This window comes from Vibrio superstes, assembly GCF_003569005.1.
Lineage (GTDB): Bacteria > Pseudomonadota > Gammaproteobacteria > Enterobacterales > Vibrionaceae > Vibrio > Vibrio superstes.
The window spans coordinates 1,785,622-1,807,166 of the sequence record NZ_BCUR01000004.1; the positions used below are offsets into that span (position 1 = coordinate 1,785,622).

Annotated in this window: 20 protein-coding genes and 1 riboswitch; of the genes, 2 read left to right on the forward strand and 18 right to left on the reverse strand. The window is 43.9% G+C overall.

Translation table 11 applies throughout. The features are described from left to right. Positions 1–187 precede the first annotated feature (187 nt). Positions 188–2,107: a DUF262 domain-containing protein gene (locus D5I41_RS16170; protein ID WP_119010681.1), complete on the forward strand. Its 1,920-nt coding sequence runs from the start codon at positions 188–190 to the stop codon at positions 2,105–2,107. Between the two features lie 404 nt (positions 2,108–2,511). Here the strand turns inward: D5I41_RS16170 and D5I41_RS16175 are convergent, their stop codons facing one another. From D5I41_RS16175 to trhA, 11 genes are all read right to left on the reverse strand, one after another. Next, the gene (locus D5I41_RS16175) at positions 2,512–3,465 is read right to left on the reverse strand and encodes a metallophosphoesterase family protein (protein WP_162892851.1); all 954 of its coding nucleotides are present in this window, start codon (positions 3,463–3,465) and stop codon (positions 2,512–2,514) included. Between the two features lie 207 nt (positions 3,466–3,672). Beyond that, entirely contained in the window at positions 3,673–4,740 is a 1,068-nt protein-coding gene (locus tag D5I41_RS16180) for a saccharopine dehydrogenase (protein WP_119010683.1), read from the reverse strand. Between the two features lie 16 nt (positions 4,741–4,756). After that, complete coding sequence (locus tag D5I41_RS16185; RefSeq protein WP_119010684.1) at positions 4,757–6,256, reverse strand: Na+/H+ antiporter NhaC family protein; 1,500 nt, start codon at positions 6,254–6,256, stop codon at positions 4,757–4,759. A gap of 111 nt (positions 6,257–6,367) precedes the next feature. Then, positions 6,368–6,546: riboswitch (Lysine riboswitch) on the reverse strand. Between the two features lie 262 nt (positions 6,547–6,808). Then, on the reverse strand, positions 6,809–7,219 hold the full coding sequence (locus D5I41_RS16190) for a VF530 family protein (protein ID WP_119010685.1): 411 nt from the start codon (positions 7,217–7,219) through the stop codon (positions 6,809–6,811). A 459-nt stretch (positions 7,220–7,678) separates the two neighbouring features. Next, complete coding sequence (locus D5I41_RS16195) at positions 7,679–8,989, reverse strand: rhodanese-like domain-containing protein (RefSeq protein ID WP_119010686.1); 1,311 nt, start codon at positions 8,987–8,989, stop codon at positions 7,679–7,681. Between the two features lie 20 nt (positions 8,990–9,009). Beyond that, a complete protein-coding gene (locus tag D5I41_RS16200) occupies positions 9,010–9,336 on the reverse strand; it encodes a hypothetical protein (protein ID WP_119011532.1) in 327 nt (108 codons plus the stop codon). Positions 9,337–9,373: 37 nt separating this feature from the next. Further along, positions 9,374–9,958 (reverse strand): cytochrome b/b6 domain-containing protein, encoded by a 585-nt coding sequence (locus D5I41_RS16205; protein ID WP_119010687.1) that lies wholly within the window; start codon positions 9,956–9,958, stop codon positions 9,374–9,376. 2 nt (positions 9,959–9,960) lie between these two features. Continuing rightward, a complete protein-coding gene (locus tag D5I41_RS16210) occupies positions 9,961–11,583 on the reverse strand; it encodes a tetrathionate reductase family octaheme c-type cytochrome (protein WP_119010688.1) in 1,623 nt (540 codons plus the stop codon). A gap of 254 nt (positions 11,584–11,837) precedes the next feature. Then, on the reverse strand, positions 11,838–12,392 hold the full coding sequence (locus tag D5I41_RS16215; RefSeq protein WP_162892880.1) for a DUF2301 domain-containing membrane protein: 555 nt from the start codon (positions 12,390–12,392) through the stop codon (positions 11,838–11,840). A 17-nt stretch (positions 12,393–12,409) separates the two neighbouring features. Then, the gene (locus D5I41_RS16220) at positions 12,410–13,087 is read right to left on the reverse strand and encodes a hypothetical protein (RefSeq protein ID WP_119010690.1); all 678 of its coding nucleotides are present in this window, start codon (positions 13,085–13,087) and stop codon (positions 12,410–12,412) included. 61 nt (positions 13,088–13,148) lie between these two features. After that, complete coding sequence (gene trhA, locus D5I41_RS16225; RefSeq protein ID WP_119010691.1) at positions 13,149–13,802, reverse strand: PAQR family membrane homeostasis protein TrhA; 654 nt, start codon at positions 13,800–13,802, stop codon at positions 13,149–13,151. A gap of 723 nt (positions 13,803–14,525) precedes the next feature. On the opposite strand from trhA, the gene D5I41_RS21265 reads away from it, so the two are divergent. Then, a complete protein-coding gene (locus tag D5I41_RS21265; RefSeq protein WP_017026944.1) occupies positions 14,526–14,687 on the forward strand; it encodes a hypothetical protein in 162 nt (53 codons plus the stop codon). 157 nt (positions 14,688–14,844) lie between these two features. On the opposite strand, the gene D5I41_RS16230 is transcribed toward D5I41_RS21265, so the two are convergent. From D5I41_RS16230 to phnD, 7 genes are all read right to left on the reverse strand, one after another. Continuing rightward, positions 14,845–15,369 carry a TadE/TadG family type IV pilus assembly protein gene (locus tag D5I41_RS16230; RefSeq protein WP_119010692.1) on the reverse strand — a complete coding sequence of 175 codons (525 nt, stop codon included), beginning with the start codon at positions 15,367–15,369 and terminating at the stop codon, positions 14,845–14,847. Beyond that, positions 15,366–15,809, reverse strand: coding sequence for a TadE/TadG family type IV pilus assembly protein (locus D5I41_RS16235; protein ID WP_162892852.1), 444 nt, complete (start codon positions 15,807–15,809; stop codon positions 15,366–15,368). The genes D5I41_RS16230 and D5I41_RS16235 overlap by 4 nt, the downstream gene beginning before the upstream one ends. Position 15,810: 1 nt before the next feature. Continuing rightward, on the reverse strand, positions 15,811–17,079 hold the full coding sequence (locus tag D5I41_RS16240) for a pilus assembly protein TadG-related protein (RefSeq protein ID WP_119010694.1): 1,269 nt from the start codon (positions 17,077–17,079) through the stop codon (positions 15,811–15,813). Positions 17,080–17,608: 529 nt separating this feature from the next. Further along, a complete protein-coding gene (gene phnE / locus D5I41_RS16245) occupies positions 17,609–18,421 on the reverse strand; it encodes a phosphonate ABC transporter, permease protein PhnE (protein ID WP_119010695.1) in 813 nt (270 codons plus the stop codon). 11 nt (positions 18,422–18,432) lie between these two features. Then, positions 18,433–19,233, reverse strand: a complete 801-nt coding sequence (gene phnE, locus D5I41_RS16250) for a phosphonate ABC transporter, permease protein PhnE (RefSeq protein WP_119010696.1) — start codon at positions 19,231–19,233, stop codon at positions 18,433–18,435. Further along, the gene (phnC, locus tag D5I41_RS16255) at positions 19,230–20,045 is read right to left on the reverse strand and encodes a phosphonate ABC transporter ATP-binding protein (protein ID WP_119010697.1); all 816 of its coding nucleotides are present in this window, start codon (positions 20,043–20,045) and stop codon (positions 19,230–19,232) included. Before phnC ends, phnE (D5I41_RS16250) begins: the two co-directional genes overlap by 4 nt. A 148-nt stretch (positions 20,046–20,193) precedes the next feature. Next, positions 20,194–21,132 (reverse strand): phosphate/phosphite/phosphonate ABC transporter substrate-binding protein, encoded by a 939-nt coding sequence (phnD, locus tag D5I41_RS16260; RefSeq protein ID WP_119010698.1) that lies wholly within the window; start codon positions 21,130–21,132, stop codon positions 20,194–20,196. Positions 21,133–21,545 lie beyond the last annotated feature (413 nt).

The following is a 21,545-nucleotide window of genomic DNA, read 5'->3' on the forward strand; positions in this document are numbered from 1 at the left end:
ACACCCTAAAACTTAATCCACCAATTAAAACATACTAGATACCAATTAATCAAATGCATTACCGCTTACATTCTCTTTGAAAAACAAAATCATTATTGCGTACCAAGTATTTATAAATGTATACTACTCCGATAAGCTACATTTTGTTCCTGCTGAAATATTTATAATTCTAGAGAGTTAATGAATCATGAAACTACAAAGCCTTAGCGACATCTGCGAAAGACGAGTTTTACGTATCCCTGACTATCAACGCGGTTACGCATGGTCACTGCAGCAGATTGCTGACTTCTGGGAGGACATAGTTCAACTCGACATTGAAAGAGTTCATTATACTGGCGTAATTACCCTAGAACCGGTTCCAGCCAAGCTTTGGAGAAAATGGGAACAAGATGAATGGATAATTGAGGGGATGGGCTATCGCCCATTCTATGTTGTAGATGGGCAACAAAGACTAACAACATCAATGATCCTAATTCAGGCCATTATCGAATCAGTCGATGCTAAATCCCAACTTAATTATCAGTCGATACCCACTGTTCGCCAGCGATATGTACTCTGCAAAGCAGACGATGGTCAACGTGAAAGCTTCATCTTCGGCTATGAAACCGATAACCCAAGCGATGAATACCTGAAGACAAGTATCTTTGGCGAACATTCCCACAGCAACCTATTTCAAGAAACCTTGTATACACAGAATTTGTCGGGTGCTAAAGAGTACTTCAAAAAAAAACTCGCCACTCTAGATCATAATCAAATCGCTTCGATATTTAAAAAGCTTACACAGCGTCTTAAGTTTAACTTGTATGAAATTGATGATGAAATCGATGTGTTTGTGACTTTTGAAACCATGAACAACCGCGGTAAACCACTAACAAGTCTAGAACTGCTGAAAAACCGACTGATTTATCTATCCACATTATTTCATGGTCATGATGGTCGAGATGTTCTAAGAAATAAGATCAACAGTGCTTGGAAAACCATGTATGAATACCTTGGAAAAAATGCAGATAGTCCACTAGATGAGAATATTTTCCTAAGAAACCATTGGACCATGTACTTTAAGTACACTAGGAACAAGGGTGATGACTACATCAACTATCTTCTCAACGACAAATTCACAGCGAAAAACGTCACTCACCCCTCGAACAGGGAAGATAAAGTTACTATCGAAGAAATAAGTAACTATGTCGAAAGCTTGCAAGGATCGATTCGACATTGGTTCTATATTCATAACCCATACTTTTATCTCCCCCATTATGATAATGAAGAGAATAAATTATTGCTCGATAGACTACAGCGTTTGAGCTTTCGTGCATTTAGGCCACTATTACTAGCTGCCTACGTATCAAAGCAATCAACTGATAAAATTAACTCTCTCCTGATAGCGGCAGAACGATACAACTTCATTTTGTTTTCTCTCTGCCATCGTCGATCGAATACCGGCGATTCTGAGTTTTTTAGTATGGCTAGAGAGCTACTTAAGGGTAAAAGAGACGTGGTGTCCGTGGTTAAAACTATTAATGATTGGATTGACTACTACTTTGATGCAGGTCGATTCCATAGTTACATTGCTGAAAAGTATGAGTTAGGACAACAAGGGTTCTTCCGTTGGGATGGACTAAGGTATTTCTTGTTTGAGTATGATCAGTGGCTAACAACAAGAGGGAAACAATCTACGAACAAGCTTCATTGGTCTAACTTAAAATCTGTAAAACGGGATGCTGTAACTATTGAGCACATCTTTCCTCAAACAGCAACAAATGAGTACTGGAAGGAACGTTTTGGAGGCTTGAATGCCCAACAAACTACGACCATTACCAATTCGCTAGGTAATCTCGTACCATTAAGCAGATCGAAAAATTCTAGTTTGCAAAATGATGGTTTTGACTTAAAGAAGAACAATAAAAATGGTGTGGGTTATTACAATGGCTCTGCTGCAGAGAATGAATTGGCACAAATCGTTGAGTGGGATCAGGAATCAATTCTAAATAGAGGCTTTGAACTGTTAGAGTTTATGGAGCTCAGATGGAACATTAAGTTAGGTGACGATGCCTTCAAAACGAACTTACTCCATCTCGACTTCGTAGTAACACAAGAAGTATTGTAACTGATAACGCTTGCGATCGAGCAAGTGTATTATAAGGGGAGGTAGATGCTCGTGCATCTACCTCTTTTTCGAAAGGAATAAGGCTAATTCAATCACGTAATCAACGTAATTACACCTCAGTCTTTAGCAACTTCTCGGCATAGTAGTAAAGCTCTTTCGGTCTAGTCCAGATACCTACTGGAACTCTGTCTAGGTAAGATAAATAACATGCGGAAGCAATTGACCTTCAAAGTTTTCACTGGTTTCTTTTGGCGGTGTCAACGGCCTATGACAAAGCGAACTGGAAACGAGGTGTTTTTGGGGATGCTCTGGATTTATCTTAGACAAAGACAACTGTAAGAATACAGAAACGCTCACCATGAACTGATGTTGAAGTATCTCTATACCCTAGATTTCACTAATCCCTACTGAGCACAGCTAGGATCATCAAAGCACAACTCATTGCCATTGGCGGGAATATTGCCTTGTTTATCACGCATGCCATCTAGCTTGATGTTTAGGTACGTCGGCTTTTCACCGGATAACCCGACCCAAGTGATGTGGTCCATATTAATGAGTTGGTCTTCAAAGATTTTTCCGCCTGATGTTGCCAGTTGAATGTAATCTTGCCCTAGCCTCTGGGTGTGTTGATAGCTATGCACATGACCATTAAATACGGTGTAGTTTCGGCCCATTAAATGGGTTTCGATGCGCTTAAAGTTTTGCTCCTCAGCGTTTTGCCACACGGGCTTATGCATAAAGAAAAACGTCCAACGTACATCTGGATTTTCATCTAATGCTTTGATGACATAGTCACGCTGTTTGTCACTGATTTCGCCGTAATAGCGCTGACTTAGGTTCGCATATTCTGTTTGTTCAAACTGAGTGGGATCGGCTTTATATACCTCAATCGCTTGGTCACGCTTAACCTTCAACTCTGAGAAAAAGTCGTTGGTAAAGTCTTCACTGTCCATCACAACAAAAAGCGCATCTTGATAAACAAAGTGGTAGTAACGAGGGCCCACATTCTTCTCATACCATTCACGCATTTTACTGTTTGAGATATCGTGATTACCCACCGCAGGGTAAAAAGGGACGCCTTGGTTGCCTAGGTTCTTCTGAAATACCGCCCACTCTTGATTCATCTGTATCTCATCTTCAGTACCACCCTCGATAAGATCGCCAATACTCATGATGAAATCTGGCTGTAGTTGCTCGATCCCTTCAGCCGCGACATTGAAAACACCCTCACGCTCGCCTCCGGTAAGATCTCCTATGATGGCAAACCGTATCGTATTCTCGGGTGGCTCAGGTGCACTGAAAGCAAAGGAAAGAGTACTTTGAGTAATTAAAACCAACATTAACCAATGGCGAGTCATGTAATGTCCTTGAATATTATGAGTACTGAAATGATACGGCTTAACGTCTTTAATTCTAAGCCATTTAGTGACAGCGCGTAGCATTGTGGTCAGGTTTGAAAAAGGATACCTAACCAACACAGCCAGCAAACGAAAAAGGCAGGTACCCGAGTACCCGCCTTTTATAGTTTTTAAAGATAGAGCAAGTTTAGCTCTAAATGTCTGACTCTAGCTCAATACAGATTGCTCTGCGGTGTAATAAAAGTCTTCTGCTCTACCCCAAATACCTTGTGGATCTTGATCTTGTGTCAGGTCTAATAGATGCGGAAGCAACTGCCCTGCAAAGTCTTCACTGCTTTCTTTTGGCAGTACTGTAGGCAGGTGGTCAACCGCCTGTACACGCACGCCATCAACAATAGAATCAATGATAGGTTGAGTCAGTTTAGTGCAGCGATCATAGATTCTGATTGGGTTGTCAGGGTTATTTGGATCGCAGCTTACGTCACTGATCATGCTAAGGCGTGGTGCATTACCTAAACTCTCTTTGGTAATGAACGGAGGTGTGCCTTCTGCAAGATACGCACAGTTAACCAAGATGTCGTAGTCATTGATTGCTGTGAACGGGCCACCGGCTTTGGTCTCTTCGATGTCCCAACCTTGAGCTTGCAGACCGAGATCGGTGAATAGATCCATCGCGCCTTTGCCACAGCGACCGTATTGGCCGATAACCAATACCTTAGGCGTTTCTTGCGCACCCTTTAACTGCGCACTCAGTACGGCTAGATATTCTGAGCGATCGGCATAGCTTTGAACTGCTGGGTAGATATCATTGCTTTGTGTGTAGTGCACGAAACCGGAAAGACCGATCGCAGCACCCACATAGCCTGCCCAGTAGCCAAATGCACAGACACGGCGACCTTGCTCATCACGTAAGAATTCAAGGTCTAGAACCTGACCACTGCCCTCTTTAAAGCGAGACAGAATCTGTACAGCTTCGTCCTGGCCTTTGAAGGCGTGTGCAAAGTAAATGTGCTTGTGCTTTAGCGCAAAGCTTTCTTCTGCTAGCTCTTTTAGGCCAAGAATGTAGGCGTGCTCTGGCGCATCAACCCAAGAGTGTGTTTCCACCAGCTGACAGCCTACATCGGCGTAAGCTTGATCTGGAAAAATACGTGTTTCACTGTGTTCAACCGCAATCTCGGCACCCGCATCAATTAATGCTTTTGCGCCAGAGGGAGTCAGTGCAGTGCGACGTTCTCCTGGTTTTACTTCATCGCGAAGCCAAAATAATGTTTTCATTTCTTAAAATTCCTTCTTATACAGCAGGCACGACGCGCTGGATTCTACCTTGTCGACGTACCATAAAGGTAATGAGTGCAACCTGAATAATTGCAATAGCTAGGATCGTGTATGGGCTACGAGTTATCTCTGCTAGCATAAAGCCAACTGAGGCAGTAACACCAGTCAAAATTGCATACGGGAACTGAGTTCGTACGTGAGAGACGTGATCACAACCAGTCGACATCGAGCTAAGAATGGTCGTATCAGAGATAGGCGACGTATGGTCACCCAGCATACCACCACTTAGAGCCGCGCCAATACAGATGATTGGGTCAGCGCCTAGTGCGGAAGCCACTGGTACCGCAATTGGGATCAAGATAGCAAACGTGCCCCACGATGAGCCTGTCGCTACCGAGATAAAGCTACCGATAATGAAGATGATCGCAGGTAACAAGAATACCGGCAGGCGGTCGTTCATCACTTGGCTGATGTAATCACCAGTACCCAATGTTTTACAGATATCGCCTAATGTCCAAGCCAGTAGCAAGATCATCAGGATCAACATGATGCGTTGCATGCCCGCAACAAAGGTATTGAACGCCGTAGAAGCGGTCATTGTTTTGGTGTACGCGTAGTAGCCAATCGCGGTAATCGAAGCAATCAGGTAACTCGTACCTAAGCTCGCACGAATCACTGGGCCATTAATGGTGCCATGCAGATGGTAATTGTAAGTGAACAGCGCAATCAAAGAGCCAAATAGCACCCCTAATGGAAGAATAATCAACGTCATTGATGCTGACTTACCTTCTGTGCTTTGCGGTTGAACCTCTTCTACATCAGCAGACAAACGTGCTTTGGCTTCCGCCTCAGCCATTGGACCCCAGTCTTTTTTCAGCATCGCATATACAGGCACACTGAACAGTGCCAGTAACGCATAAAGCTGGTAAGGGATCACTTGTAAGAAGGTGGTAAAGCCATCTACTTGCTGACCCATGTTGCTGTATGCATTCTCAATCAAACCTTGTGAGTATACGCCCCAACTAATGATAGGGATTAATACACACACTGGAGAGGATGTTGAGTCAATAATGAAGGCCAGTTTTTCTCGGCTTAGCTTTAGCTTGCTAAAGATTGGTGAGAACATTGGGCCTAAGATAAGAGAGTTACCAGAGTCAGTAAAGAACACACCGATACCCGTTGCCCAAGTCGCCACCTGCGCTTTTAAAGGAGATGAGATATAGCGTGTCGCCATGGTGGAGAATGCCGTCATACCCCCGCTTTGCTCTACAAGGTAGATAAAGCCCGAGATGATGGTAATCACAATAATGATTTGCGCATTGGTGGTTTGAGCGAGTTGGGTAAACGGACCGTCCGTCAAAAACATTAATGCGGTGTCTACAGGGTTTCCCTGAGTGATGATCAACATGCCACTTATCACAGCAACGCCGAGGGCTAAAACTACATGACGCGTAGTGAACGCCAGAATCAATGCCAATATAGCGGGAACGATGGATAGCAATCCATAATCAGCCATTCGTAAAATACTCCAAAAATGAAACAAGAATCGATTTAGAGGAAGGCTGTATTAGTGAGCACTGATAGACAATAGACTGGCGTCAAAGCAATAGAAAAGATGCAAGCGCATGACTGTTGTAGCTCCCCATCCCCGACAAAGTCGAAGATGACAGTGTTATTCTTATTAAGAACAACCCCAGCAATGCGAGTGACCATCTACACTGCTTCGGCATCGGCTCCTTTCGTTAAGCTTCGAAGGGTGTCAACCTCCACTTAACTACTGTTAGGCGATGCGCCTCTACGTATCATCGAAGAACAATATTCTTCTAGACCGCAGAATAAAAACATATTTTATGGGGCTGCAAATATTAAAAACTGGCAAACGTGCGATGGATCACACAATTATTCCGCATTCGCATATGGATCAACCAATGTAGGCAAACGATTGCTTTAGTTGGAGAGGTAAGAAAAGTTAGCAAGGCGAACTACAGATATAAAAATAGCACCCTAATGAGTGCTATTTTTGGTTACTCTCGGACATCTCTATTGAGTGCTTGTAACACTACATCGCTTATCTGCGAGAGCGATTTCTGCGCTCTTGTGCTTTTTTCTCTTTGAACGCTGAAGCCGCTTTAGCTTGTGATGCCAAGATAGAATCGACAGTCAGTTCCATTGGCTCTCTAGGCTCAATACCGTTTGCGAAGGTACGCATTCTTGGCGGCATTTCTTTCTCTTCTTCAGTTGGACGCGGCATACGCTTAAAACGAGACAGATAAAATGCCTCAAGCTTCTCTCTCGCCCAGTCACTCTTGCGAAGATACTTAACGCTACTGGCGACAGAGGGGTTGGTATGAAAGCAGTTAAAGCGCATCGCAGTATCAAGAATGTTCCAACCGTAATGGTCAACCAGCTCTTTAACCATATCTTCCAGTTTAAGACCGTGTAATGGATTGTTTTGTAGTTCTTCTCTGTTAATGCTCATGTGCTGCTTACTCTGTTTGGTTTGGCTGGATTATAGCAATGAGTGGGGGTTGTTGTTAGAGAAATATACGTGAGAATTGGGTTATTGAACTTACTGCGATGTTCACTCAGGAGTATGGGTTTGAGCCTAGAATGAAATCACCACCTATTAGCTTGAATCATTGGGTTTGTCATCGCGAATTGTGTGTGCGCTAAGTTAACACTGTGCGCACTAAGATCCCAAATAAGCTAACGCTTTCTGGGATGACGGAATTGGGGAAAGCTTGTGCGTGTTAAATGCAGGGAAAGCCTTAGGTGTCAGTTCAAATCGCTGGGTATCATTTCGAACTCTTGAGGGGCAATTCCCCCCAAAACGTCATTCCGGAAACCCGGTAGGGTTATCCGGAATCTTGGGTGCCTCTTAGCTAACCTTGTATGTGCAAAGGGCCTTGTGCACCCCAAGCACCTATATCCATAAAACTCACAATAAGCCAATGCCGTTATCAGCCACCACCCCTTTAAACGAATCATTCAAGTACTTCACATTGGTATAGCCTTTTTTACTTAACAATGTATAGCCGAGAGCGGCTCGTGCTCCAGCCTCACAGTGCAGTATTACTAGGCCCTCTTTTGGTACTTTGGCGAGTTGTTCATCAAGCTCGGATAATGGGATATTAATTGAGCCTTTAATGTGACCGCTAGCCACCTCATCAGGGTTACGTACATCTATGATGGTGGCATCGCCTTGTTTTGCTGCAGTGACAAAGACAGATTCCTCCACCGCTCCAGGCGCCATTTTTTTCTCGTAGACCAATTCAGTAGAGAAGTCTTCATCTTGGGTTGGACGCTTCGCTAAAGTCCACTCTTGCATTCCACCTTTCAAGATCACCGCATTTTTATATTTCCAGAACGTGAGTATTTCAAACGCTTCTATCGCTTCATCGCTATTATCCATATCAGCCACTATGATCACAGGCGCTTTTTTATCTCTAAGCCCCATAACCATGCGCTTTCCTACTGCAAATTTTTCAGCATTCCATTGTTCGTGCATAGTCACTAATTGACTTGCTGGTACGTGCACGGCGCCTTTCACACTTGAAGTTGGGTTTTCTCGCACATCTAGAATAACGTGGTGAATATCTAGATTTTTCTCCATCCATTCTGGATTTACATGTGAAGGATAGACATCCGCTTTCCATGCAGGGAAACCTTCAACATACGCTTTAACATTGGTGTATCCCGCCGCAACGGCAATCTTGAGCGCTGCTGGGCTTAGTGGGCAGGTCACACCGCCACAGTAAAACACCAACAACATCTCTTTATCACTAGGTAGCCAATCTAAATTCTCTTTTAGTTGATTGGAAGGCGTTGCCTTAGCGGTGGGTAAATGACCTGCGTTATACACGGATAACGGACGCGCATCACCGATAAATATCGGCTTACCCTCATCCATTAGATCAGCCAAGGTATCGGTATCGATAACTTGTTCCGGTGGCAGTTTCACCAGCACTCTTTTAATTTGGGTAGCCACGTTGTCGTCATTAACTACCGCTTTAAACTTGGTGTTTACTGTAAGGTCTTTAAAAGAATCGGCTTCCAACAATGTAGTCTCATCGGTGTATTTCAACACCTTCACCTCTTTGGTTTTAGGGTTTAGATACTGGATCACCTTGGATGAGTGAATAATGGATTGGATCTTGCCCGTTACTTCGGCCGCGCTGGTTGCTATGGATACAGTCAGCAAAGTCACAGCCAATAGCAGCGAGGCAATCATTCGATTTGTAGTTAACATAGTCAATTCCCTCTTGTGCGTTAATCGCAGGCAGCAAGTTCACCGCTGTCTGCTGCATATTTCTTGGCAAAGTCTGCTACATCGGGTGCAATCTCTTGGAACTTGGTGCTGTTTAAGAACTCAGTAGCCTCTGGGTGTTTGCTACTGTATTTCTTGATAAACCGCGCTGCGTCTTTTTTAAAGTAACGCTTCCATTCCACCTTTAAGTGCTGGCTTGCAAAATCTTGACCGTTATATCCAAACAGCGGCCGAAGGTATTCAAGATAGGCCTCCTGCCCCTTTGCTGCGTCCGCGTGCACGCCACACGAGAGCAAGCCAATCATTAGACCTAATATGAGCTTTTTCATTGTCATTACCTCTATCACTGTATCTATCATCTTTGGCTTACTCTTTCCCTGTGATCATGGCTTTTAGGTGACTTGTTAGTTTCTCACCTAGTGTGATCAGGTAAAGATGCACAATTAGGAACGCCATAACGCTATAGGCACAAAATGTATGGACTATCGCGACCAGTTCTATGCTATTTAAAACCCCTGCGGCTCTTAGCTCAGGGTAAAAAAAGAACATAATGCCCGTTAAGATCTGCAAAGGAACAAGGACAAAAAGCACCAACAAATACGCCACTCGTTGCAAGGGATTAAACTTATCTTTGGCCGACATATGATGTGGGTGCTTATCTCCTTTAAATATTCCGAATAAATAAAAACGCACTACGCCTTCGATGCCTTTATGCTCTGGCATAAACTGACGCCACTCTCCTGTAGTAAAGATCCAGGTAAAAATGAGTACCACGAGTGCGCCCCAAATAAACCCGGTCCAATGATGATATTCAGACGCATTGCCCCAGCCAAAGACTGACACTAAACCGTGCAACTCTAAACCTGAGACGATGAGTGTGAGAACCAGCAAGGCCTGTGCCCAATGCCAAAAACGCTCGAACCGTTTAAATATGACTAAGGAATTACTCATAATTACTCTCCGAACTCTTTATCAGCCTGCGCTTTGCGTCGGCGTATGCTTATTAATCGAATCATTAGGTGCAAGCCCACTCCCGCAAGACCGCCCCAAATAGCGATAGCGCCAAACCACTCCACGAATGCGTTTCTATCGCGGCCAACTAGGTAGAAGTCGTTTAGCCCATTTAAGCGGCTATCTGTACTGTGACATTCTGAGCAGCGAACGGATTGCTCTGCCGGTGCAACCATATGTTTAATCGGCCAGTAGCCCAGTGTCTCGATAAAGGCATAATCACCGCTGAAATCCAGCTGGTTTAATTTAGCTCCCGCTACCAAGGCTTTGTCCCAATCAAACTCTGTCCAGAAGGCTCCAGAACCTTTACGGCCGTAGAGTTTAATGGGCAACATTTTATTGTTCTGGGTATCAAAGGGTTGTTTGCCTTGATGAATTTTAAATGGCCAGATACGCGCTTCAGGGTCATCGTAAGTGCCGGTTGGCGGGTTAATATCTATGGGAGCCATTGACGGGTCAAAGGTATCTTGGAAGGTCATTTGTTCCAGTTCACCTTTATACCAACGGTATTCAGGAACCACGTTTTTACCCCATGTAAAGGTTCCTTTTTTGCTCATATAAGCATGGTGTTCGACACCGTCAAATTCAGCATCAATCACATAAGGTTTGCCCTCTTTCAGATCCCCTGCAGTTGACCAATCCCAAGACAATTTAGTGAGATAAGGCCCACGAGCCATTTCGGGAATATGGCATGAGGTGCAAGCAACTTTAGCGGTATGGTTATCAATTTCTCGATTATCATGCGGGGTGGCGCTATGACAGCTTTCACACGAAACATTGTTGCCCATGCGATCTTCTCGGCCCATGTTTAATTCATGGTCAATAAAGGCTTTGCGATCATTGTAGCGACCAGAGATTTTATGGTCATTGGTGGTGTGGCAATCTTGGCAGGCGAAGTCCAATTTTTCACTGCTCATATGCACATCTAGCCCAAAGCTAGGGTCAATTAACGAAAGATCTGTGTCGCCGTGTTTTACGCCGTTACCTCCTCCCCCTAGAGCATGGCACGCTAGGCAGTTGTCACGATCTGGCTTACCTACATTTTGCGCGACAAAAGCTAAATCTACGGCTTTTTGTAACTTTCCACTGAGCATCTGATCTTCATAGTAAGGATGTCCAGATGAGGCAGCCGATTTCTTATAGGTTCCGGTAGTGTCATGACAGACTAAGCAATCCACATTTTCAGGGGCATCAAGTTCAAAGTCGTCATTGCGCCAACCGTAACCTGTGTGACACTGAGTGCAGCTTTGGTTTCCACGCGCGGAAACACAGTAGTTATTGAAGGCATTTTTTGCCTTACCCACCATAATACCATCCACTTTTTTCGCCCAATTCCAATGGAAGGTCTCCTGCATCTGCTTAGACGCTTCAGTGTGACACTCTAAACAGGCTTCTGTGACATCTGGCGCATAGTCGAATTCTTGATGAAGGCTTTCGAAGGTTGAATGGTCAGCGGTGCTGGTCGTAGCTAGGTTTGTTTTAGGGGGGGCTTGCTGTGTTTCAGAGGAGGCACTGAAGGCAGGAAGAGAGAAAACGATAAGAAGCAAAAACCATAACTTGTTCATAGGCCACAATACCTTTTGTGGGCGAACTTCATGGGCAATTAATCTCAGTTGTGTTGCATCATTCTTTATCTGCTAGAGGAGATTAGATTGAGTATGAATAAGCCCGACTTACTTGCTACACCAAACACTAAATTAACTAATGCTAATGTAATAAATATAATACCGGATACTTATGTACGTACACACATTGGTGGGGTTATGAACAGTTCATTGATCTGAGTCAAATAGGGCAATAATTACACAATATCGAGGTCTCAAATCTCGTAACTAGCTTTGTTGCCAATATCAAAGTGCAATGGCATCTTCCATTTTTCTATCGCTAATACGGCGTAGATAAAACCACCAAGACCCGACAACGCTGCGAGTATCGCGGGCTCTTTCATCCACATCACCAACACCGATAAGATCAACAGCAGAGGCACAAGATTAAGCCCTTTAACCTTAAAGCAGTAGGATTCTTTTAAGGCGATTCCAGAAAAGGTAATGAACATGAAGCCGATGTACAGCCATTCTTTGGTGGGCAGAACAATGAACAAAGCCAGCCCTAGCCAACTCGACCATGCAATGATTGCACGCACTTTCTTGTTATAGACATGAATATTAGCGGCGCTGAGAGCAGCCGAAATCGCGATAAGGTTAAGACTCCACTCCCTTAATACTGGGGAAATGTCTACCTCAAGCACACACAACAACTCTGCGCTAAACAAAACAAGAAGCGACAAAGCAAATAACGTAATGCCCGATCTATAAGACACTACGCTGATCTTATCTAACCCATCCAGGTGTTCTTTGTGTTCAGGATTTGCCATCAGTTTTTCTGTGTAATTCATTCCTTACTAAAAAAGATATCACTTGTTAACGTATTTACATTAACTACAAACACACTATCGGGATCGGATTCACGCTTAAACTGAAACCTGAACTGTTCTATAGGGGTAAAAATGGGAAGGTCGGTACGTTCTGTGAGCTCGTAGCCACCGTCAAGATAGAGATCGCTTTGTATTGCAAGGTCATGTGCCCTTCTCTTTCTAGCATCACGATTAAAAATAGGCTGAGTAGAGGCGTTGCTTGGATATGACTCACCATCGTGCTTCAATAAGCGCAGAGCTCCATCGCTCCAAACCGTTATGCTCTTCCAGCCGTTAGTATCTGTATGTGAAATCAATACTGGCTTTTTGACCACGGTAAAGGTGTTCATTTTTTCAAACGAAGAATTAAACAAGTATGCAGAGCAACCGCCTGTACCGCAAAAGTATGGGTCTTGCATCAATACAAACACTTCATCTTCAGTGTCTCCATTGAGGTCGGCATAACCGTAGTCAAACGGATAGCTTCTATCCGTCAGTCCCTCTGGCTTCAGTATCTGCTCAAATACCATTTTTTGTATGGGGTCGCTGGGTGCTTCCATAGCCGTTAGCTGTTCCGGATCGGACTGACAGCCTGCCAACAAAGCAATAATGGAAAGCGCTGTAAACGCTGATATGGTGTTGATAGCTTTAGGCATAGTGTTTCCCCCTGTTTAAAAACTAGGATAAAACACTATATTGATCAATAAGGTATGAGTTTTAAACCGGCTGAACGTAGAAGTAAATAGCTAAGAAGTGACACACCGCACCACCCAACACAAAACAGTGCCAAATCGCATGATTGAAAGGGATGCGTTTATTGACATAAAAGATAATACCCAGAGAGTAGATCAACCCACCCGCAGCCAGCAGTGCCACCCCACCAGAATGTAGCGTTATAGCCAGTTGATACACCACTATTAGCGAAAGCCAGCCCATGACTATGTAGCTGATCAAGGAAAAGCGCTTGAAACGATAAACAAAGGCTAGCTTCATTACAATGCCAAGAATCGCAATGCTCCAAATGACAACCATTAATCCAATGGCCAAAGGCGTTCGCAGACCCACCAATAAGAAAGGGGTGTAACTCCCTGCAATCAGCAAATAAATGGCACTGTGATCAAAGGTTTTAAGCCATCGCTTAGCGCGTGGATAAGGCACCGCATGGTATAGCGTAGAGGCGAGAAACAGCACGATCATACTCGAGCCGTAGATAGCCATGCTCGCTATAGTCATAGTGTCTGCATGATGAGATAGTGCTTTTTGCAGCAGCAAGACTAGCGCGACAATGCCAAAGATCATCCCCACGCCATGAGTGACGGAATTAGCGATCTCTTCATTCTTACTGTACTGATTGCTGATTACAATTGACATAACACAACACTGGTTAACTTCTCGGTTAATGAGTATGCCACTTTTAGCGTACACGTGTAAGCTTAAATGTTAGTTATCGGAAAATGAGGTGTCTGTGGGTAATGTGCCCATAGTTAGATGCCCGATAGGAGCACTCGGGCATGACACGGTTCCGAGAGTTCAAGTGGCGGCCCTCGTCACCTTCGAGTGGTCTTATCGAAGGTCTAGAAGCGCACATCACTCAGATTGCCGATAAGACACTTCGGCAATGACGTGTTTTAAGTTACTGCCGTGCGCAAAGCGTTCCGCATCTCGTCACCTTCGAGTGCTCTTATCGAAGGTCTAGCAACCCACATCACTCAGATTGCCGATAAAACACTTCGGCAATGACGCGTTTTACGTTACTGCCGTGCGCAAAGCGTCCCCTTCTCGTCACCTTCGAGTGCTCTTATCGAAGGTCTAGAAACGCACATCAGTCAGGTTGCCGATAAGACGCTTCAGCAATGACGTGTTTGTTTAAGTCACTGGTGCACGCAAAGCGCAACCCTCGTCGACATCGAATGAACTAATCTAGTCATCCTGACGAAAGTCAGGATCTTGGAGGCTTCGATCTCGACATTACACACACGCCTATGCAACATACTCAATAAACCTCAGATCCTAAACCTTTGTTTTCATATGAGGTTATTAGAAAAAGTTTGCGCTATCCTTAAAACAGATTTCATATAAAGACGGAATAACTACATGAAAAAACTCATCATTGTCGCAGCGGTAATCATTGTTGGCGGGCTATTCATTTGGAATAACGATACTGCATTGGCAAAAGTGTGCTCATCCATTGATGCGGTACAAAACCAGTTCCCTGCAGATTGTACCAAGGCTCGTGCGCTATCGGTGTTTGAGTAAAGCTATTCAAATTAAAGCTGAAGCTCAATTTAGCCCGAAAATAATCCTATTTATTTTCTAACGTTCGTTGACGAATAAGCTATTTAACCTGAGACAAAAAAGCCCTTCCATTTATTCAAAGAAGGGCCTCTATTGCAATTCTGGCTTAAAGTCGTTACTAACTACAATTGAGAGTTAGGGCTGTTGTATCAGTTACTTCTGTTCCATTTTTATAGTAAGGCCTATATTTTCCTAAGCTTTCAGCAGGCAATGTTGTTTGGAATGCGTCCAAATTAGATAGGGTTCCAAATAAGGAACTAAGTGTAGAGAAAGTATAAGTAAAGCCTGTAATTTCAGCTTTAACATACCTAATACTTCCGAAGTTGGCGTCACTAGATGGATTGCTTATAACCGTTCCATTGTCATTGAGATACTCAATAGATAAAGTCAAAGTATCCAAATCTATAGGCACATCGTAAGTAGAACCGAAGGAACCAGCGTTTAATGTTGTATTGTCAATAACATAACAGACAGTAGCTAAACGAGCCGCTCTCCTTGTAAGTTCATTGAGAACCTGCAATGAAAACATAAATCGGCCAATCTCTATTATTGCAAAGAGTAGCAACAACAAAACAGTAGACACGATGGTAAACTCGAGTATTGCGACACCATCATTACGAGATTTCCTGCGAATAAAACTCATAGGCCACTCCTTCGCATTGATGCTGAAGCTGTGAGGTTTAGCGCCAAGGACTTAGTAGTAAACGGGATTTTAGAAAAGACAGGAGTGTAAGCATATTGAACTGATACCGTTACATGATTTGAGCTTGATGTATCAACTGAAACGTCGCTCACTGCTATTCCTTTCAAAACTCGCTGAGACTCACTCCCTGTCGTTTTCTGACCGTATACGACTACATTCTGTATTTGGGACACTGGCGAAATCGCGCCTTGCGATTGCGCTCCATAAATATCAACGAGGGCGTATCTTGCCCCAGACTGAACGGCCTTATTTAATGTTGTGTATTGAATAAAGATGCGACTAATTTCAAATATGCCCACAAACAAAATGAGCATAACTGGCAGTACTAATAACATCTCTATTGCAGCGATCCCTTGTTGCTTTTGATGTGAGCTATCCATGTTACGAATCTCCGGCATATGGGTCTCGATACAATTGAATTTTGTATGGTCCTGTAGCCGTAGGGTCATTACCTACACCGCCATTGCTTAGAGAACAGCCATCATAGAACTTTCCGTATAGTGTCTGCTTATCATATTTTTGACTAAGGAAAATACAAGCAAAAGCCAAGATTTCCATTGAGCTTGAACTACCAGAAGTACTTGGATCACAATTAATTATTGGCATAACCACCAAGCGACGCCCGTTGCCTACATTATTAAGCGTTGACTGATAGTCAGTAAGATTGTCAGACGTCACATCGTCATCGGGCGCAGGAAAACTGGAGTTCTTGCTCGCTTCAAACCGAGAGTTAATACCAGATTTTGCCTTACCCTCCGACACACCAGTTTTAGGTAATACAAAGTCCCCCACCGCATAGTCTTTAATACCGCCCAACTCTGTGTCATCAAGAGGCGCACCTGCTAATGCTTTTTCGAGATCTGACGCACCACCGCCTTTATCACTCTCATCGGAGTACGCACCTAGATCTAGATAGTTATAGTTGCCGGGCCCTACGTCACCAGACCCATCAGTGGAATCGTCGCAGTTGTTACCGTTACAATTTGAATTGTCAGAGGTTTTACCTGATAGCTGATATTCTTGACCAAAATTGTACCCCCAAAAATCACCTCCAGGCGTACCACCACTGTCTCCACACAAACCTATCGGAGCAATATTACCTGTATTTTCAATACCAGAGCTACGCCCTGACACCGCACTTGCATTTACCGATTTACTTATACCAAAGGCTTGGATCAAATAGCTGTCAAGATTATGACCGGATACTGCTACTCGCGTATAGATATCGCGAGTGGTTTGAAAAGGTTCTGACGCATTGAACGAGGTAGGATCATTACTGAACTGAATCTTAATATTCGTTCCATCCGCGAACGTATAAACATGTTCTCGGTTTGAGGATGTATTGGAAGATGAAGCGCTTACGCCGAAGTTTAGTTCGTTGTTACCATTAGCACTAGCCATCTCTTTTATTGTTTCCATGGCCGCGGCAGATGCTTGATTTATGGTAGCGCCATTATCAATGGCGACTGATGCTGAAAGTGCAGCCGAATCTACACCATTTTGCACTCTAGATTTGTTCAAAATCATATGGTTGATATCTATCGCCAGTGCAGCGAAGCCTATTAACACTAACAGGCTTATTGTGAACAATATTACCACCAACCCGTGTTGCTTCCGTGCACCTTGGTGTTTGCTTGTGACAACTCTCATAGCTCCCTCTCTTAAATAGCTATCAGCTAATCTGGCTACAGCTCTACAGAAAGTATAGCAACTCACAAACTTGCTAACACTTATTTACGCAAAAGAGTTGAACTAAATCTAACCAACATCTTAAATTGTATGCATTGTTACAGCGTTTACAGCTTATATTGGAAATTAAGGAAAATTTCGACAGAAATTTAGAAACTGGATTCATGCGGCATTAAGAATATATTTCGCGAGCTCATTTTTCAGTATACGGCGCAATATTGACTACTATCAGCATTTAATATTCGGCGAGTATATCTGTAGATTTCTATCTTTCGATTGTCCGTGGTAATAGCAAGCCTGTTACCACTAATGGTCACTCCCCTATCTATAGATCGATAAAATATCACACAGTTATCTTCTGCGTTTCTTGTTTTTCAAATCCTATCGTCCTATTAAGTTTAACTATGAAAATCACACTGAATTGATCAGTTCACTCGCCGATTCGCACAATAAAGACTCAAAAGCCACTGATACACTCAGTGGCTTTTTATTAGATCAAAGCATGTCTCGCCTTTGCTGAGATCCACTCCGATACAATTACCGTAACCAAGATAGCGCAGAAGATGACGGTTACCTGTGGCCAGGCTAATACTGCCATTGACTCTTGAAGCTTTAGACCAATGCCACCTGCGCCCACGAGTCCTAGTACTGTCGATTCTCGAATATTAATGTCCCAGCGAAACAGACTTGTGCCGATAAAGCTTGGCATCACCTGAGGTAACACTCCGTAATCAAGCACTTGCAGTGACGATGCACCCGTTGCTCGAATGGCTGACACTTGGGTGTCACTCACCTCTTCTATTGCCTCGTACATCAACTTAGACACAAAGCCAATGGAGCGAAGCGCGATGGCGATAATACCTGCCAGTAAACCTGGCCCAAGAATCGCCACTAGTAATAACGCCCATATTAGCGAGTTGATTGAGCGACTAGCGGCAATGATAAACAGCGCAATAGGTCTGACAAAAACCACGCTTGGCGTTGTATTTCGTGCGGCCATAAAGGCAACCGGGAATGCGAGCACTATCCCTAGTAAGGTACCAAGGGTTGCTATGTTAAGGGTGTCCCATAGCGGCAACCAAAGCTGCTCTAAGTAGCTCCATCTTGGTGGCCACATGCGAGAGCCTATGTCTGCGATTTGATTTGGTGAGTCAGTGACAAAGTACCAAATGGTATCTTGATTCATTACCTGCCAAGCAAATACCACTAAGGCAACAAATGCCAGCCAACACACCCATTGGGTGATGGTTTGTTTCTGATCGTATTTTTGCCACACCGTAGGCATCGATTGTAAATTGTTCATCGTATTATCCCCTACTGAACGTGCTGACGAATGATGGTTGAGACGTATTCACACACCATCACGATACCTATGATGATCAACAAAATGGCGGCGGCGGCGCTGTATTCATAGCGATCCATTGCCGTATTCAGCGTTGCGCCAATACCACCAGCGCCTACGATACCTATCACAGCTGATTCTCTAAAATTGATATCCAAACGATACATGGATAAACCAATAAAGCGCGGCATCACTTGCGCCTGAACTGCATAGTTGACCTGTTGTAGCCAGCTAGCGCCGGTTGCACGCATAGCAGTCAAAGGAGCAGGATCTATGGCTTCGATTTCATCGGCAAACAGCTTGGCTAGAAAGCCGATGGTGGCAAACGTTAGGGTGACAAAGCCGGCAAAAGTGCCAAAGCCAAATAGGGCTACACACAAGATAGCAACGATGATTTCTTGAAAGCTTCGTGCAATTGCCACAAATCCGCGACAAAAGAAATACACCGGCTTTGGTGCTAAGTTCTTTGCCGCGCCCAGCCCAAATGGAATCGATAAAATCACACCCGCTACCGTTGACGTTAGAGTCATGGTTAAGCTTTCTACCAAGCCCTGCCAAATATTGTCCCAACGCCCTGCAAAGTCAGGGTTCATGAATGCAACGATAAAGCGCCAACCTCTCTCGCTTCCTTCATAAATACGCATCCAGTTAATGCTGATGGATTGGGTGGCAAGATAAAGGTAAATCACCACCATGGCCGTAATGCCATAGCGAACCCAAGCACTTGAAATCAGGGGTGGCTTCTGCCACTGATTAGGGTAACTGCCACTCATGCTATCGCCTCGGTAAACTGGGCTGTCGTCAGAGAAGGCTCAGATTCATCTTCCGTTGTGGCATTCCAGTCTTCTTGACCATAGATACTGGTTAATACCTTTTCATCAAGCTCACTTGGCTTGCCATCAAATACTACCTCACCTGCATTAAGACCCACGATGCGCTGAACAAAGCGCTTGGCGAGTTCAACATCGTGAATATTAATGATGGCTGGAAGCTGCTGTTCTTCACATATTTCGCTGATCAAACGCATGATCTGACGCGCGGTTCTCGGGTCAAGCGCTGCGGTGGGTTCATCAATCAACAATAATTTGGGCTTTTGAGCTAACGCTCTTGCAATCCCTACCCTTTGGCGCTGACCACCAGAGAGCGCATCGGCTCTTTTATTGGCGTGTTCCAACAAGCCTACACGATCCAGCAATGCGTAAGCCGCTTGTATATCTTCGCTTGGGTAGCGACGAGTAAAGCTGCGCCAAAAACTCACATAACCTAAGCGGCCTGATAGCACATTCTCCATAACCGTAAGACGCTCAATTAATGCGTACTCTTGGAATATCATCCCAATTTCTCGGCGAGCTTGCCTTAGGTTTGATGTTGAGAGTTTGACCAAATCTCTATCCGAAAACAGCACTTGCCCATCTGTGGGTTCAGTAAGGCGGTTAATACAACGAATCAGCGTAGATTTACCTGCGCCTGATGGGCCGATTAGACCCACTACCTCACCAGGTTCAACGGTAAGATTGACATCGGTAAGCGCCTTATCCGATGAAGAATAATGCTTGGTTAAGCCTTTCAGAGTTAATGTAGACATGACCTTCCTTTGGGGAGGTGATATCAATCGTACTAAATAACCGATCATGCTCGCTGATCACTGACTTAGTGTGATTGGTATTAAATAATGATGATATGAAGCAAGGCCCAGACTCTATTCCGGGCCTTTTAGTTAGTGGTTTTGCTGGTTAGCTACAGGTATAAGAAACCTGATTTGCTGTATCTATGGTGCGAATCACTTCCCAGTGCTCTTGGTATGTGATTGGCACAAATTGCGCCTCACCATTGCGCTCAAACTCTTCTTGCAATTTAGTCCCTTGCCAATCAAAAGAGAAAAACGCTTGTTGAATCTTTTCTTGAAGCTCTGGCGCTAGGTTATGCGCTGTTCCGTACGCTGTGGTAGGAAACGTCTGTGACTTATAAATAGATTTTATTTGCTGCTCATTCACCACATCGCGCGATAACATACGATTTAGTACAGAGTTAGCAATCGCTGCTGCATCATAGTCTTTATGAGCCACACCTAGGATAGAGTTGTCATGCGCCCCAGAGAACGCAGGCTTAAAGTCCGCATCCGGCTTCAATCCATACTCTGCATCCAAGATAGCGGATGGCGCTTTGAAGCCAGAGTTAGATGTTTGGGCGGTGAATGCTAGGTTCTTACCTTTAAGGTCTTCAACTTTCTCAATACCTGATTCAGGGTGAGTAATGATTTCCATCTCATAACCAAAGGAACCGTCTTCTGCAGCCATCATGGTGAAGGGTGCGAAGCCTGCACAGTTAACCGCTAACGGCGTTGAACCTGTGTTAAAGCCAGCAATATGCAAGCGACCAGAGCGCATTGCCTCAATTTGGGCGGCATTGTTCTGTACCGGGAAGAAGCGAACATTCTTGCCCGTCTCTTTTTCTAGATGATCAAGAAACTCACTCCATACATCAGCATAAACAGCTGGGTCTTCAACCGGGGTATAAGCAAAGATAAGAGTAGAAGGGTTCACCCATTCGGCTTCATTTTGTGGAGCGTCCGCAACTAGGTTACCAGTGCGGTCTTGGTAGCGTGAGTCCATTGCTGAAACCGCTGCAGAGAACATTAATGCAGTAGCTACTGCAGTCTTAACTAGTTTCATTGTACTTTCCTGTTGGCTAATAAACTGCGAAGAAAGTTAATCAATTTAGATGACAGTTAAGTGGAAACTAGATGAAAGATTTATTTATTAAATGAATCTTTCATGACTGATTAATCCATTTATTTTCAGAAGGTTACATTGAAACATTTTATTACAAACAGTTTGTAGTTAGATACGTTTTAAAATATCAGGGCAGAAAATTGCATCTCATTTTGCATATTTCATTGCTTTTTAAGAGAAATTACTCAAAAAAACAGACTGTACATTTTTATGTAATAGCCTCAATTATCTGCATATCATTCCAATTGCGAACAGCCAATACACATCTCTAGTCACGCTCTGTAATACAAGGCTACTCTCTCCTATCGTAGGTTTATCATTGAATCTCAGCAGGCCATTTACTGGCAATTTGC

Excerpts from the sequence above, each read along its gene's own strand:
- D5I41_RS16170 (WP_119010681.1), top strand. The coding sequence starts at position 188 with ATGAAACTACAAAGCCTTAGCGACATCTGCGAAAGACGAGTTTTACGT.
- D5I41_RS16175 (WP_162892851.1), bottom strand. The coding sequence starts at position 3,465 with ATGACTCGCCATTGGTTAATGTTGGTTTTAATTACTCAAAGTACTCTT.
- D5I41_RS16180 (WP_119010683.1), bottom strand. The coding sequence starts at position 4,740 with ATGAAAACATTATTTTGGCTTCGCGATGAAGTAAAACCAGGAGAACGT.
- D5I41_RS16185 (WP_119010684.1), bottom strand. The coding sequence starts at position 6,256 with ATGGCTGATTATGGATTGCTATCCATCGTTCCCGCTATATTGGCATTG.
- D5I41_RS16190 (WP_119010685.1), bottom strand. The coding sequence starts at position 7,219 with ATGAGCATTAACAGAGAAGAACTACAAAACAATCCATTACACGGTCTT.
- D5I41_RS16195 (WP_119010686.1), bottom strand. The coding sequence starts at position 8,989 with ATGTTAACTACAAATCGAATGATTGCCTCGCTGCTATTGGCTGTGACT.
- D5I41_RS16200 (WP_119011532.1), bottom strand. The coding sequence starts at position 9,336 with ATGAAAAAGCTCATATTAGGTCTAATGATTGGCTTGCTCTCGTGTGGC.
- D5I41_RS16205 (WP_119010687.1), bottom strand. The coding sequence starts at position 9,958 with ATGAGTAATTCCTTAGTCATATTTAAACGGTTCGAGCGTTTTTGGCAT.
- D5I41_RS16210 (WP_119010688.1), bottom strand. The coding sequence starts at position 11,583 with ATGAACAAGTTATGGTTTTTGCTTCTTATCGTTTTCTCTCTTCCTGCC.
- D5I41_RS16215 (WP_162892880.1), bottom strand. The coding sequence starts at position 12,392 with ATGGCAAATCCTGAACACAAAGAACACCTGGATGGGTTAGATAAGATC.
- D5I41_RS16220 (WP_119010690.1), bottom strand. The coding sequence starts at position 13,087 with ATGCCTAAAGCTATCAACACCATATCAGCGTTTACAGCGCTTTCCATT.
- trhA (WP_119010691.1), bottom strand. The coding sequence starts at position 13,802 with ATGTCAATTGTAATCAGCAATCAGTACAGTAAGAATGAAGAGATCGCT.
- D5I41_RS21265 (WP_017026944.1), top strand. The coding sequence starts at position 14,526 with ATGAAAAAACTCATCATTGTCGCAGCGGTAATCATTGTTGGCGGGCTA.
- D5I41_RS16230 (WP_119010692.1), bottom strand. The coding sequence starts at position 15,369 with ATGAGTTTTATTCGCAGGAAATCTCGTAATGATGGTGTCGCAATACTC.
- D5I41_RS16235 (WP_162892852.1), bottom strand. The coding sequence starts at position 15,809 with ATGGATAGCTCACATCAAAAGCAACAAGGGATCGCTGCAATAGAGATG.
- D5I41_RS16240 (WP_119010694.1), bottom strand. The coding sequence starts at position 17,079 with ATGAGAGTTGTCACAAGCAAACACCAAGGTGCACGGAAGCAACACGGG.
- phnE (WP_119010695.1), bottom strand. The coding sequence starts at position 18,421 with ATGAACAATTTACAATCGATGCCTACGGTGTGGCAAAAATACGATCAG.
- phnE (WP_119010696.1), bottom strand. The coding sequence starts at position 19,233 with ATGAGTGGCAGTTACCCTAATCAGTGGCAGAAGCCACCCCTGATTTCA.
- phnC (WP_119010697.1), bottom strand. The coding sequence starts at position 20,045 with ATGTCTACATTAACTCTGAAAGGCTTAACCAAGCATTATTCTTCATCG.
- phnD (WP_119010698.1), bottom strand. The coding sequence starts at position 21,132 with ATGAAACTAGTTAAGACTGCAGTAGCTACTGCATTAATGTTCTCTGCA.